We start from the raw sequence: 14,721 nt of genomic DNA, 5'->3' as shown, positions 1-14,721 counted from the left end.
CTATACAGTATTAGGAGGCTTTATGCCCATGAAACCGATATTCGTTGAATTTGGAAAAAAGCAGACGTCAGATTTAGTGAATCACCAGATATTTGTAGCCCAGGCCACAGACAAGCACGCGCTAGATTCAGTAAGTCGCCAGGAATTTGTAGCGGTATCCCGAGCTTCCACAACCACGCAAATGCTTGATTCAGTAAGTCACCAGAAATTTGTAGCCCAGGCACCTACAGCTGTTAGTGCCCGTACTTTACGTTTCGATGAAAGCCGGATCGCTCTTCGCGCTGTGAATCGTGATATGATTCCAGCGGATGTACCTCATCCTTCCACACCTCCCTTAGATGTGCCTCATATCGCTGAACAGACCGGTAATCTCTTTTCAGTTCCTTCGCAACTTGGTCAGAAGTGGTATCTGCCAAGCTTTTCCCTGATCGATGATCCTGATCTTGCATTCGGATTTGCGGCAAGCCAAACTGCCGAGATCGAGCAAGCTACCGGCAACCCGTTTAATAAGTGCCGGTTTACGATGACAATAAAAAAAATCATACCATCGGATGCAATAGCCTGGAGCGCCGAGAATCCAAAGGGAAATCTGCGAGAAGTTCCTTTGCAAAACCTTATGGGAGACATCGTCATTCAAATGGTCAACCAACAAGGTATTTCCGAGTCATTCGCTTGCTCAGCCACTCTTACACCCAACGATGACGGAACTTATCTGTTTGCCGTCGATAACATTTTCGGTATCCGCGTTATCAGTCTCTATCAAGGTTTGATAGCCGGGAGCTCAGTCAGATGTCGAGTTTCAGCAAGCTATCAAGCTTGGGGGAGAATCCCACAATCGCACATATCTAGTAATATGGCAATGCTCGGGACTATCCCTATTCCCTACAGTATTTCACTAGATATCAATCGAAAGTACGAAGCGGATCTGTATCGTCTTAAATACACTATCGCTTCAATCAGTACACCTCATGTAATCATAAATGCCGAGGATCTTCGCAATTTCAATGCGCATCAGACTGAATTCGTTGAATTCCGGACCTTAGGAGATGTTTCAGCTCGTTATCCTTCCATCAGTAAACTCTATCTGGGTGTGGTTAGTCGGACAATTCTGGTGATCCCTTCCCGTTATGTTATCTTGCGCGAATCCGATAGTTGTGCAGCGGTTTGCAATGCTTTGGTCGATAGCTCGCCGGGACTCAACGCAGGTTGCAAATTCCAGTTCAGTTTTACGCTTATTCCTGACGTCAGCAGTATTGATCTCCTGTTGCTCATTAACGAGATCAATGATCAATCGGAACTAGAACTCCATAATCTGACTTTTCACTTGCCGCGAAGCTTTAAGCTAGAATCCGAATCCGAGCTTGTGACACCGTTTCTCACTTCATTCCACTTCGTCAACGAGGCAACCGATCTTCACGGCGTTACTCTCTCTACCGAAATCAGAGAACAGGTCGGAGGCACTCCAGCCGTTGCCAATGCCAATATGTTTATTGCGCAATTACGGATAACACACGAACCGTTTCTCACTGGAATGCTTGGTATTCGTCTCGATGATGCATTTCCGATTCCGATCGAAGTTCCCGTGCTCTTAAATTTCACAAATACCCAGACCAATGGATCAGCTGGTATGGCTCTTCGGGTTGATGAAGCTAATCAGAAAGCGATTCTCGAGAATGGGTCGTCATTCGATCTTTTCGTGACAAGAATCGCTCTGCTCACGCCACAGAATGTTTCAGTAGTGCCGGTTGGTGAAGTAATTCCTGCTAAGGGGATATTTGCCATGGACTTGCCTGCTGACCACAAAGAATTGGGTTTGTTGTGCGATTGTGAACTCCAGATCGCTGATAATTTGACGAAAACAGATCTTTTTAAATTTGTTCAATTCCAGACGGTCGATGTGCAGAACGTTCAATATCTTTTTTCAGTAAACGCTACAAAGGTGAATTTTGTCACTATGGGTATTGATCGAATCGATATTCTGATTACCTTGCTGAATGCACAAGATGTCGCGATTACACCGATGGTCCTTCATAAGGATCGTCCATTTGACAGCACTAAAATTTTACTGCCTCTTGAACAAGCAATGACTGAGCTTAGTTCGATGCTCATCGCCAAACTGAATTTTCTTGATTCGACAAAACCTCCTGTTCAGCTCACCCTACAGAACGATTTTAGCCAACACCCTATCTTTCTGCTTGACGATCTGAATGAGGTATGCTGATTTTCATGGAGCCCATAGTTTTATAGTTGGGCATAGACCATTTCAAGGATGTAGATTGTGCTGTGTTAGGAAATTTGATGAGACAAGGCAAGAATGATTATATTCCCATGTCGAAACTCAGGAATGTAAGCAATATTAATTCAGGGAGAATTTGCTATGTTCAGAAAAGCACTCAAATTTCGTTTCGATACGATCAAACTTAAAATCTGCTGGCAGCTTTCCAGGATCATTTTTTTCTACAGATGCTGCTTGCTGATAGGATGATCACAAACTAAAGTTTCACGCTTTTTTTATGAACCGATGATTCAATTGTCTGGGATTTTTTCTTGAGTGGCAAGATAGCGCTGATATCGACTGAGGTTCCCTCTGTTTTTCGTCTTCCAACAGGCGAACAGTTTTATGCTATCAGCTTTTTCTTCTGTTGAGGATTAGCCAGTCATTTAGAAACCTCATTGGCGATTTATAGCCTAACGTTGAGTGCTGCCGTTTCCGGTTGTAAAGTACCTCGATGTACTCGAAGCTCATGGCAGCCATCTCTGCGCGTGTTTCATAACGCAGTCCATGTACTCGCTCGTTCTTGAAGCTATTGAACCAACTTTCGGTTGGGGCATTATCCCAACAATTACCTTTACGGCTCATTGAGCAGATCATGCCGTATTTCTTGAGCCTTCTCTGAAATTCTTTGCTGGCATATTGGCTACCCCGATCTGAGTGGTGCATCAATCCTGCTGCAGGTTTCTTGCGAAACCATGCCATCGTTAGTGCATCTGTAACGATGTCTGCAGTCATGCGCGGTTTCAGCGACCAGCCAACCACCTCACGGTTAAACAGATCAAGCACGATAGCCAGATATAGCCAGCCCTCATCTGTCCATAGGTAAGTGAAGTCGAACGTCCAGACCTGATTAGGCGCGACTGGGTTGAAATTCCGATCCAGCAGATTCGGTGCAATCGGCAGATTGTGCCTGGAGTCCGTCGTTATCTTGTAGCGCCGCTTGTGCCTTGCACGAATGCCGTTCTCTCGCATTAGACGTTCAACCCGCTTCTTGGAAGCTGGAAACCCACGGTCACGCAATTCTCTGACCATTCTCGGACTACCGTAGATCCCCTTGAGTTCGGCATGAATAGATTGGATCAGCGTCAGCATTTGAATGTCGGTGAGGCGTTTGCGATCCGGTTTGCCACCACGCTTCTACGACCGGTATCCGCTCACGCTGACATCTAATATCGTACACATCTCGGCGAGAGAAAACTCCCGTTGCTTATCAATCCAGGCGTACTTCGCACAACATCTCTCGCGAAGTACGCCGTTGCTTTTTTTAGGATCTCACACTCCCGTTTCAGCCTTACGTTCTCAGCACGTAACCGGGATAGATCCATTTGTTCCGGTGTGACAACCTTGGTACCCTTACCGTTAAGTTTGCCTGCCTACGCCAACTTTACCCAGTTGCGCAGTGTTTGTTCTACCAGCCCCAGTTCCTTCGCTACCAGAACAATCGACTTTCCCATCTTCACTTGCTTGACCGCTTGCTCCTTGAACTCGGTCGTGTATTCCTGCTTCGGTATCTTCTTCATCGTCTTCCTCTCAATAGTAACGTTAATTGTATGTCACCCTTGGAAGACTATTTTTCGGGGGAAGCTCAGTCGTTTATCGACCGGTATCGTGACACCCACGGGGTCGAGCCGATCTGCAAGGTTTTGCAGGTCGCCCCGTCAGGGTATCGACGTCACGCTGTCGAACTGCGTAATCCGGCATTACGCTGTGCCCGAGCTATTCGTGATGACGAGTTGATGCCGCAGATACAACGAGTCTGGCAAGCCAACCTGCAGGTGTATGGTGCCGACAAGGTATGGCGGCAACTTAAGCGCGAAGGAATACAGGTAGCTCGCTGCACTGTTGAACGGCTCATGAAACGGTTGGGGCTGGAAGGTGTGCGGCGCGGTAAGATTGTCCGCACGACGGTTTCAGACAAGGCGCTGCCGTGCCCGCTGGATCGCGTAAACCGGCAATTCAAGGCGGATCGCCCAAACCAGTTATGGGTGTCGGATTTTACCTATGTTTCCACCTGGCAGGGCTGGCTGTATGTCGCGTTCGTCATTGACGTGTTTGCCCGGTGCATCGTGGGTTGGCGGGTCAGTTCCAGCATGCACACGGACTTCGTACTGGATGCGCTGGAGCAGGCTTTATACGCCCGGCAACCGGAGCTGGGTGCCTTGATTCACCACAGCGACCGGGGTTCCCAGTATGTCTCTATCCGTTATACGGAGCGGCTTGCCGAGGCTGGAATAGAACCGTCTGTTGGCAGTAAAGGAGATAGCTACGACAACGCACTAGCCGAAACGATCAACGGGCTTTACAAAGCTGAATTGATTCACAAGCAGGGGCCATGGAAAAACAGGGAATCCGTTGAATTGGCGACGTTGAACTGGGTGTTCTGGTTCAATCACCAGCGTTTGCTGGGACCCATCGGCTATATACCGCCTGCAGAAGCTGAGGCACAATACTACCGGCAGTTAGCCAACTCGGATTCTGCCAAAGTTACTTAAACCAAACAGCCTCCAGAGAACCCGGGGTGATTCATACAGATACTCTTTCGACAACAATTCAGTGAAGCCACTGACAATAGGCGAAGTGTGGGCTGTTCCCACAAGCGATCAATAGTGTCTGACAGTATTGATTCTGTTCTCTGACGCACTTCTCAATCTAAGGCAGGCAGGTACTATCTTCGTAATTGAATTCCACTGAGCCGGGAACGATCGCGGTGCAAGGAATGCTCCGCTTCGGCAGCGGGCCGGAAATCACTTCCGCCGTTACAGCCCATGTTCCGGTCATCAGTTGGCAAGCTTGGAACGGAACGGCCTTGTAGCCCGCGTAGTTGCTCAGCGTCGGTGACTCGGTTTTCGTGAATTGCATCGCGGCAGTGCTGCCCGACACCGGCGCGCTCTTAAGCGTGCCGTGGAAGCGAACGCCGACGGTGATCTCGCCGGTACCACCATAGCGGCCGGGATCCCAAACGAAGTTCAAACCACCGGCGAGACAGCCTTCTTTCGGCCGCTCCCCAACAGTGACCGTCGCACTTTTTGTCGTGCTTTCGAGCCAATCCTTGGCGGTAAGCGTGTAAGTGGTGGTGGCGTTCGGGGTGACGGTTTTGGAGCCGCTGGGTGGTTGCGTGCCAAGCGGATCGATCCGCACACTGGTGGCATGAGTTGTGTTCCAGGTGAGGGTCGAGCTATCTCCTGGGTAGATGCTGGCAGGAGACGCCGCAAGGCTCGCCTGCACATGGCCGTCGACATAGTAGGTAACCGTGTAGAGCGACGTCATGTCGTTGTAGTTCGTCGCGGACACGAGCGCAGTAAACGTCCCGATCGGATTATTCATCTTCGCGCCGATAGGCGTATTGCCTACACCGCCGGTGCCATTGTGGCCTGCGATCGTCAATTGCGTCGGCACGCGGTTCTGCTTGTCCGGCTGGCTTTCGAGTTGCACGCTGTAGGAGGGCTTGCCGGTTTCAGAGATGACCGCCGAAAGATATTTCACGCCGCCCGGATTCTGCGCAGAAATCGACAGCACCAGTTGTGCGCCGGTGCTCACCGGGTTCTTGCACGGCGAGGCGCAACTCCCGGTGTGCGCATCTGGCACTTTGATCTCACCGCCACCGGAAGCGACCGCGCCGACGTGGATAATGGGATTGGCGTCCTGCTCCGGCGCAGGAATCGGGACCCGCTGATCACAACCGAGCGTGGCGAACACAAGCAGCGTTACAAGCATCCAGCGATAACGGAAGTTGCGCATGGTGATCTCCATTGTGTGGCCGCGCAGGCCGGGGAACGTGCAGTGCGTAGATAACGGCGTGAAGATACAAAAAGAAATATACACCGCTTCGCGTATAGGAAAAATAAAAACTCTTTTCCACCACAATTAAATATATCTGGGAACGGTTTGGTCGTCAACTGAGGTTTCCTCTGTTTTTCGTCTTCCAATGGAAGAATAATTTTATGCTATCAGTGCAATTATTGATCCGGCCATTAAAAAGATTTAGTAGAATCTCCGCATCCCGGCCTTCTCTGCTATGAAAAATCAAACTGTTTAATGGCGGACTCTATATACGATCGCTATATTTCTCACGACCAAAGAAACGAATGTGATGATTTATGGAAAGAGCTGGGTATTGAGCATCTATATAAGGGTGAGTACTGCTGGAATAACTTTATCCGTGTGTCAATGCCACCAGAACCCCGAGGAAAAGGTTTTATTAAGGCTCTATGTTTACCCAAGTGCTGCGAAAGTTCTTATCCTGGGCCTTAGCCAAACCTTTGCAATTTTGTCCGTTTATCGATTTTGATCCATCATCACTAATGATCTAAATTATTTCTTTTTTCTTCGGATAAACAACCAATGCCTCTGGATGTAATCCTCGGAAGTCAGTCTTAATTGATTCAGGTGCTTCGGAAGGATTGCCTGACCATTGATAAAGCTGGAAAACGCCATTATCGTCATAGGGGCCTGCAATAATGAAGTACGCTCCTTTGGCATCCGAGTATTCAATACTGCGTATACCTAATCCATTCAATGCCAGAAGTATTGGCTTACCCAGCTTTGGTTTTTCATTTCCAGTAATGACTTCTTGTGGATTTTCCAATGGAACCAGCAACGCCCTTCCCTCCGGAATAGGGTTACGGAATCCGATCAACAGGGTACCTTGCGGGGTTTTAGTTAGTCCTTCGATGTTGAGCCCATTCTTGGATTCTGGAGCATTCTTCGCGGATTCTCCAAGATTGTAACCCTTTAGTTCTGGGGAATCTTCAAAGGCTTTGACTAGGCCAAGGAAAGGTATGCCAATAGGCTTCAAATTGAACTTTCCGCCGATAGTTTCGATTTCTGTTGCAAAAAAACGGTGGCGGTTAGGACGCGTCTTGCCCTCTTTGTTTGAACCATGTGAGGTGATCCAGTAGATACGATTCTTAATGCGAGTAGCTCCCTCGATATCAGCTTCCGGATGCTTGGGATCAATTTGCAGAAATGAAGAAAGATCCTGCGAGTATATTGATTCACCGGACTCATTCCTTTTATAGACCCTCAGTTTGTTGTCTTCGTCGTTGGCGACGATAAATAGATTAGATCCAACAGGGACGGCGGCGGATGCGTCACACATTCCAAAGTGCTTGGTGATAGGCGAGAGTGTGGCTGCTGTAACTGGTAGCGCAAGAACCATGGCGTCGATAATGACTGCTACAGCGGAAAATTTTCTATTCATAGAAATTCCTTTGGTTTGTGTAACGGCTATAGGATAGCCCAACAAGCTATCAGAAAGGACAAAGATCTGCTGGTCTCTTCGTGATCGATATCCAGTTTTGGACAAGCTCTGATTTTCTCAATTGGCTAGACGTTGATATAAATCACTCACCTTCGAATGCTTCACGGTCTCTGCGCGAGCGATTGATACCATCCTCTGCGCTTTTCTTTAATGATTCATATAGGCGACGTGCTGGCGCGAATCTAGGGATTTCCTGAAGTGCTTTTTCTGCATTATCATGCATCTTGACGTCTTCGGGGAACGGTTCCCCGGGAATGCCCGATTTCGAGTCAGGAATGGCTGAAATGTATAGTGCACTCATCGCATTTTCGAGCATCTCTTTTCCATGCTGCTTTGCCTTGTCCATAAATCGAGTTACGAAAGCACGTTGCTCGAATACAAAGTTCGGACCGCTCTTGCTAAGTACTTGAGAGATGATTCGCATATCGTCAGGTGTGCTTACTTCGACCCAGTCTTGGATGGATCCAAGTAGCTCGTCATCCAAGGGGCTAAACATCACACTAAATAGTTCACCGGCGTAATAATCCTTTTCGGTAAGGTTTTTCATCCACTGAGCCACCTGTCGAAGAAGTGAACCAAACTCCTCTGATTCTCGAAAGCGTAGAGGTATGTGAAGATACGGCCCATAATTGCATGGGCGGTAGCTGTCATCTGTACTTGCCGCATATTCAACCCTAGCCATGAAGAACTCAGCGGTAAATTGCGCGTGATACCTAGAAGCCTTTGACAAGAACTTTTCGATCCAATGCCCATCCAGCTCAGGTATTGTCATCAACTTCTTGAGAAAATGTTCAATATCACTGTCTGTGAGCAAGCGAAACGGAATCATTTCATCTCCCTGAAAGAGCATAAGAACCTCGTCCGCAACTTTGCCTGAAATGCCGATATCAACGCACTTAAGCAGATCAATGGCAAGTAGCTTGTTGTTCTTAGCTACAGATCTGATTGCTCCAATTCCGTTCCGAACGACCCACTGGTCTCTGGACGATAGAACACACCGAAGCAGCATCAAGTCATCTTCTGTATACCCATCGTCTTTCAGGTCTAGTGTGCTGTAGGCTCGACCGATCGCTTTAAGTAGTTCAGGCAAATCTGTTTCGATGAACTTTCGAGCGACAGTTAATCCATAAGCATGGTTATCACTCATCAGCTTCGAGAGTGCGATACCCGCAAACTGTTTTGTCCTTGAACTGGCATCTTGGAGAGCATTTTCTGCCGTTGCTTGAGCAAGGGCATTTGAAGATTGGATGAGCATCTCATACAGAACATGAGGTGATGCATTTCCACCGGCATAGTTTTGATCAATGTTGGCTAGCATAATTTCCAAGAAAGTGCGGAGTTTCTCCCCGTTTGGATATGCGGAAAGGAGATTGCTTGTAAGTGTTACTAAATGCTGGCTCCGCTCCTGCTTGTGCTGTTCATAGTCCAAGCGCTCAAGAAGCTGCCCGTATCCATCAATAAATGCGAGGGTTGTACGAAACTCAAGCGATTGGGGAAGTGAGTCTACTAGCCGCTTTGCAAGTGGTGTCGTCTCCTCCTTTGCATAGTGAGCATGCCACGACACTGAACGAATGAGTTCAATGAAAACGAGCGGGTCAAGTTCATTGGCTTGCGCTGCCACTTCAATCTTTTTCAAAGTACTAACAAACTCTACCGTCCAAACATCATGGGATTCTGTAGATATCTGCATATTAAACAACCCCGTAGGGTATCGCAGGCACTCATGAAGGAACTTGGCTGCTAGCACGGCAATTTTTGTGTCTGTATGCGTGAGCAGATTTATGGTGATATCAATGACCTTTTGACGAAGGGTCGTTACAGCACTAGATAGAACTAGAAACGGTTCATACGAGAAACTATTACGATTCGATGTGGTTGTATGTCCTTCTGTTTTCATAATCCCGTTAAGCACGTCGAACGGGTTGTATGCATATTTCCAAGAGGCTTCCTGATCAAGCAGTGAAAGCCCGAATTCAACAACTACCTCGTTATATTCGATGGGTTTGTTGGGTTCTACCGCACATAACTCGGAGAGGATGCGAATCGCATGACCAGGATGCTGGTGGAGCGCACGATCATCGCTTTTTCCCAGATCCCACAAGCATTCACAAGCACGCGGAAGGTGCTCTAAATTGTATGCTGCATGCTTGATGAGAGTGGGTAGATCGCGGAGATATGCACCTTCGCGGACAAGATGCTCGGCAAATTCAAGTGTACGTCCCGGCTGATAGTAGGCGACGGCTGTGACAGCACTGATGTGCGGGTCTGAGTAATCGCATGAAGGCTTTAATTTCTGCCAGACGCCGTCCAGTAAGCTGCTATTGCTTGGATCGCCATTCGCGCGACGCCAATCGAGCTTTCCAAGATTAACGAGAACATGCTCAATATATGCATAGCTGACCGCATCAAAAACCTGCTCCGCATATCCAGTTGACCTTCCGTTTATCCCTATACAGGCCTTTTCGATGATGTAATCAGCCAGCAAGTCAGGTGAGAGCCGATATTTTCCGCCACGCTTGAACAATACCCCCGCTTCAGTCAATAGGCGAATGAGCCTGTTGGTTTCTGGCAAACTAAGTCCTTCAACTTGCTCGACTGTTTGCGCGACTGCGCTATCTTCAGGATGAAAAGGCTGAATAAGTGCAAGAACATTGAGCAGCTTCTTGATTGATTCTGCATCGCTTTTGTTGCCGACATGGCCAGCGATGATGTCACGGAATTTTCCAAAGAGCGTATCGCGAAAAATACCTTCGTTTTTTGCGAGTTCGAGAGGAATATTTCCTTTGGCGACAACCTGTGCTCCTATAACGGTAAAGAGTGGGCAGTCGAGCGTAAGCCGAGCAATATCCTTTGCAGCTCTGGTGGGGACAGCAAATTTTTCAAGTACTTGGGTAGCAAGCTGCGTGGCTTGATCTAAATTCAGTGGAATAAGTTTGATCTCCGTGATGCTTCCGCCAGTCAAAGCAAAGTTGCTTGCTTGGCCTTTGATATAGTCGAGACCGTATGGGCGAAACGATAGCAGAAGCGTTGTCTTGTTTGCCGGAATGGATGCGTGCTGAAATAGGAGCTGCAGATCGTCGCGATTATGCGCGTCATCGACGATTAATAGCTTCGCACCTCGCCCCAAGTCTTCCAAACTTTTGTTGGTCGCATCTTCCGTGGGCGAAAGGAAGCGGATTAGAACCGTCCTGTTCGTTTGTTCGAAATTCTCCACTGCCTGCTTTAGTACACGCGATTTCCCGCCCCCCCCCTGAGCCGATGAGAAAGGTGGCTCGAATAGTAGGGTTTGACAAGCTGTTAACGATATCCTCTGTTTCCTTCTCCCTCCCTACAAGCCGCCATTGATGGCTAAAGACTTTCTGTTCTCCTGTGAATGCCTCAAAAAATCGCAAGGTGGTCTGCCACGGGCCTGCTTCTGTCTCTCCAAGTAATGCGAGTCGTTGACCATGAAAAAAGGTATCAACAAGACGTAGCTGCTGATCTTTTGATAGGTATTGCCGTATGGTTCTTGATACGTCTTCCCTATCCCAAATATCCCAATCTTCATAATCACGTATTGCTTGCCTAGCCTGAGGGCTTGCGGCAGGGCGAGTGAGAAGCAAGAATTTCTTCGTTGCCTCACGGGTATGTTTGGCAACTGCGACATGTACTTTTTCGGGGCCAAAATTGTCAACACGTTTACATTGAAAGGTATAGTAGATTTTGTCAGGAAAGATCACGTCTATATCAAGACCATCTTGAGTGTGCCCTTGCCCCCCAACACGATGCACTTTGGCGGTCGGATACATTTCCTGCAAGAAATAGAAGCAAAAGCGTTCAAAACTATCAGGATTGAGTGCATCAATTGGGAACGGTTTATCGAAAGTTGCTACTGGTGTAGGTGCCGTGTATCCAGCTGCAACAAGAAGCTCCGCAAGATCAACTTTCAAAACACTAGCAAGCAAAGGCATCTGATTAACTCGCGGACGGGAAAGCCTTGATTCCCAGCGACTGACGGTCTGCTGACATGATTTCACTAAACTAGCAAGATCGGATTGTTGGGCAAATCCAGCCTTTAGTCGCAATTGCATAACTAAATCGCCAAATGCCGTGTATAAAAATGGTTTTTCTGTGGTCATAATTTCGTACTCAAAATATGTGTATTGCATTGCACACACATTATATGTGTACTACATCCCATCAGCATAAGTTGGATAAAATAGCCTGATTGCTTAAGATTTAAATAGCATCAAATAATGTTAGTCACAAGCATTACATACCATACAGTTTTCATTAAAAAACCTTTTGAACTGCTGATTGGGGGGGGGCAGAAGCGGACTTTCTGAATGTTTTGATTGAATGGCCATTTGGCTGAGAATAAGTCATTTCTGATGAGTGGATGTAATGACAGCTTTTGGCCGGACGCGGTCTTTCAAAAATGCCAAAATTGTCAGCGCTTATTCAATTCTATTCCTGAATATGTCAGGTTAAATCCAACCTTTTACAATACAGTCACTTTGCTATGAACCGTTACTACTTCCATCACAGCAAGAAAATTATCACTTGCAAAAATAATCTGACAAGAGAATATATTCAAAAGCGCCGATTTGTTTCGATTGCGGGCGCATTATAAATACAGCTAAACCGGAGAACTTTGAACCCGTTCTCTAGCTTAAAGCCAGAAACGGGTTTTTGCTTTTCAAGTCGCCGATTTACCGATAATTGCGGGCGACTCATAAATTCAGCTAAACGTCGCCAAACTCCTCCTCCCCTAGGAACCGGCGAACGCAGGGATAAATGGGGGAAGGAGTTATTTATGAAAACTGTATACCAATCTAATTCTTTACCATCGGGTAAGAATTGCCTGTTCACCTCGGAATCTGTTTCAGAGGGTCATCCCGACAAAATGGCCGATCAGATCTCTGATCGCATCCTGGATACTTTTCTGACGCTTGAACCCAAAGCAAGGGTCGCATGCGAAACAGTACTGGCTGATCAGTTCGTGCTGGTTGCCGGAGAGTTCAAAACAGCCGATCCGGCAGTATTTGAAACGGCTCGTGACAACGCAGAAAAGATAGTACGCCAGACAATCCGCGACATTGGTTATACCAGCAAGGAAGATGGCATTGATCCTGATCAGTGTGAAGTAAGGATTGCCTTTAATCGCCAGTCTATTCACATCAGCCAGGGTGTTGATCAGGTTGACGGCGAAATTGGTGCGGGCGATCAGGGGCTCATGTTCGGTTATGCCTGCGACGAGACGCCGGAATTCATGCCGCTTGCCCTTAGCTTGGCTCATAAGCTTGTACGTAAGCAATCGGCAATGCGTAAATCGAGTGCACTGCCCTGGCTGCGGCCCGATGCCAAAAGTCAGGTCAGCGTTCGATATGTCGATGGAAAACCCGTTGCAGTGGAGAAGGTGGTTTTATCCACCCAGCATTCGCCTGACATCAGTACCGAAGAGCTACGGAAGACGGTGCGTCGGGAGATTGTTGAAGCAGTGATCCCGATTGAACTGCGCGGCGATCACTTCGAGGCGCTGATCAATCCGACAGGCCGCTTTGAAGTGGGTGGCCCAAATGGTGATACAGGATTGACAGGACGCAAGATCATCGTGGACACCTATGGCGGCAGTTGCCCGCATGGTGGTGGCGCGTTCTCAGGTAAAGACCCCAGTAAAGTAGATCGTTCAGCCGCCTATATGGCGAGATACATTGCCAAGAACATCGTGGCAGCAGGATTGGCTGAAAGATGCCTGGTGCAAATGGCTTACGCCATAGGGGTTGTAGAACCCGTATCGGTGATGGTGGATACCTATGGTACCGGAAAACGATCTGACGAAGATCTTGAATCATTGGTGCGTCATCACTTCAAACTGACACCGAGAGGCATCATCACAACATTCGATCTGGAACGCCCCATCTATGCGCAAACATCGGTATACGGGCACTTCGGACGAACGGATGTCGAGTTGCCTTGGGAAGAGATTGGAATGAAGGGGTTAGTATGAATGGAAAAATTGTAAGTATTAACCTCAAAGCCAGAAGCATTAACGAAATCGAAAAGAATAAGCTCTTTATTAAGCGTTGGCTTGAGCATAGTTACATCATTCGGAGATCGCCAAAAACCGCAATGCTCATAAATGCTATCAGCAACAAAGAAGTAAGTAATGAAAAAAGCAAAGTTAATTACCCACGACTCTGGTTCTGGGTTACTGGTCTTGCTGGTGGTTATGTGAGTATCCCGGAAGATGCAACAATAGAAGAGATTCTGGCGCAAGCAATGAAGGTGGTTATGGGTAGAGGCACCAAATCACGCATTTATCTCTCTGAGTCGGAAATCATAACAATTGCGCCACCGGGTTGGCGTTCATATTTTGGTGCGGAATATCCTCATATTGCAGCATACGACCGTGTTTTGATTTATCCAAACAGCATAACAAAGGATGAGCTAGTCGAGAATGCTAAAAGAATCGCAGCAACGTGGTGCCCGATGGCGTGCGTTATCTGGCCTGCAACAGAAACAATTTGGGCTAGAGATGTTGAAGAAGTAGTAATAAATATTAAAAGGTTTACTGCTCAGGTTTGAACCGTTTTCCGGATGCTGGCATTTATTGCCTCCGGAATCGAGTTGATTAGGTGAATTCCTCTTTCAGCTCGTGGCCAAAAAATGCCTCAATTCAAGACTGTAATTACAGCAAATGCATGAAATAGAAGAGATATGCCGCAAGGAATGGCGAAAATGTCGAAGCGTATGGAAGGGCTCGGATTGGGGACTGTCGGGGATTTATTTGTCGATGCGATTCATGAAGTTGCTATCGATAGTCGGGCCGCTTTGGATGTGCGGTTGCAAGTTTGAACGCGTTTGCTAAAACGGGTGTTCGAGATCGATATTGAGCGCTGCCCGCATTGTGGCGGGAATATGAAAATTATCGCCGGCATTCTGGAGAAAGCCGCAATCACTAAAATTCTTGACCATCTTGGTTTGCCTGCCAGGGTGCCGCCTAGAGCACCTGCACAAATCTTTGATCCTTTCGAGCCAACCTGATCCCGTGCTCGCTCCTTTCAATCCTCTTCATCACTGGGCTGACCTTTACCCCTGGGCGTCTTTCGCCTGAAGCGCCAAAACGCGGCAAAATCTTTGACTTTTTGTGACAACTGAATCGGAATACAGTAATTTTTCAATCGATTATCACCGTGTTTGACAA

7 protein-coding genes, 2 pseudogenes and 1 other annotated feature are annotated in these 14,721 nt (G+C 47.5%); of the genes and pseudogenes, 5 read left to right on the top strand and 4 right to left on the bottom strand.

What is annotated here, in order from left to right:
- Positions 1 to 28: 28 nt before the first annotated feature.
- Positions 29 to 2,221 (top strand): hypothetical protein, encoded by a 2,193-nt coding sequence (locus tag NIT79A3_RS14945; protein ID WP_156797103.1) that lies wholly within the window; start codon positions 29 to 31, stop codon positions 2,219 to 2,221.
- Between the two features lie 405 nt (positions 2,222 to 2,626).
- Here the strand turns inward: NIT79A3_RS14945 and NIT79A3_RS14940 are convergent.
- Positions 2,627 to 3,795 (bottom strand): annotated as a pseudogene (locus NIT79A3_RS14940) (IS3 family transposase).
- Positions 3,796 to 3,839: 44 nt separating this feature from the next.
- Positions 3,840 to 3,933: a sequence feature (AL1L pseudoknot), on the top strand.
- Between NIT79A3_RS14940 and NIT79A3_RS14930 the strand changes: the two are divergent.
- Positions 3,862 to 4,767, top strand: a pseudogene (locus NIT79A3_RS14930) (IS3 family transposase); the annotation flags it as partial. Its footprint overlaps the feature before it by 72 nt.
- A gap of 157 nt (positions 4,768 to 4,924) precedes the next feature.
- Here the strand turns inward: NIT79A3_RS14930 and NIT79A3_RS14925 are convergent.
- The 3 genes from NIT79A3_RS14925 to NIT79A3_RS14910 all read right to left on the bottom strand — a co-directional run bounded on the left by NIT79A3_RS14925 (position 4,925) and on the right by NIT79A3_RS14910 (position 11,653).
- A complete protein-coding gene (locus NIT79A3_RS14925) occupies positions 4,925 to 6,013 on the bottom strand; it encodes a hypothetical protein (RefSeq protein ID WP_013966979.1) in 1,089 nt (362 codons plus the stop codon).
- Between the two features lie 568 nt (positions 6,014 to 6,581).
- Positions 6,582 to 7,475 carry a DUF3616 domain-containing protein gene (locus tag NIT79A3_RS14920; RefSeq protein WP_013966978.1) on the bottom strand — a complete coding sequence of 298 codons (894 nt, stop codon included), beginning with the start codon at positions 7,473 to 7,475 and terminating at the stop codon, positions 6,582 to 6,584.
- A 3,152-nt stretch (positions 7,476 to 10,627) separates the two neighbouring features.
- The gene (locus NIT79A3_RS14910) at positions 10,628 to 11,653 is read right to left on the bottom strand and encodes a helix-turn-helix transcriptional regulator (protein WP_041360372.1); all 1,026 of its coding nucleotides are present in this window, start codon (positions 11,651 to 11,653) and stop codon (positions 10,628 to 10,630) included.
- 677 nt (positions 11,654 to 12,330) lie between these two features.
- On the opposite strand from NIT79A3_RS14910, the gene metK reads away from it, so the two are divergent.
- The 3 genes from metK (at position 12,331) to NIT79A3_RS19600 (ending at position 14,561) form a co-directional block, all read left to right on the top strand.
- A complete protein-coding gene (gene metK / locus NIT79A3_RS14905) occupies positions 12,331 to 13,524 on the top strand; it encodes a methionine adenosyltransferase (protein WP_013966977.1) in 1,194 nt (397 codons plus the stop codon).
- Entirely contained in the window at positions 13,521 to 14,102 is a 582-nt protein-coding gene (locus tag NIT79A3_RS14900) for a hypothetical protein (RefSeq protein ID WP_013966976.1), read from the top strand. Before metK ends, NIT79A3_RS14900 begins: the two co-directional genes overlap by 4 nt.
- Positions 14,103 to 14,435: 333 nt before the next feature.
- A complete protein-coding gene (locus tag NIT79A3_RS19600) occupies positions 14,436 to 14,561 on the top strand; it encodes a hypothetical protein (RefSeq protein WP_348225641.1) in 126 nt (41 codons plus the stop codon).
- Positions 14,562 to 14,721: the final 160 nt, after the last annotated feature.

The organism is Nitrosomonas sp. Is79A3 (assembly GCF_000219585.1).
Classification (GTDB): domain Bacteria; phylum Pseudomonadota; class Gammaproteobacteria; order Burkholderiales; family Nitrosomonadaceae; genus Nitrosomonas.
The sequence above is the reverse complement of the archived record's forward strand: the minus strand, read 5'-3'. Positions and strand labels throughout refer to the sequence as shown.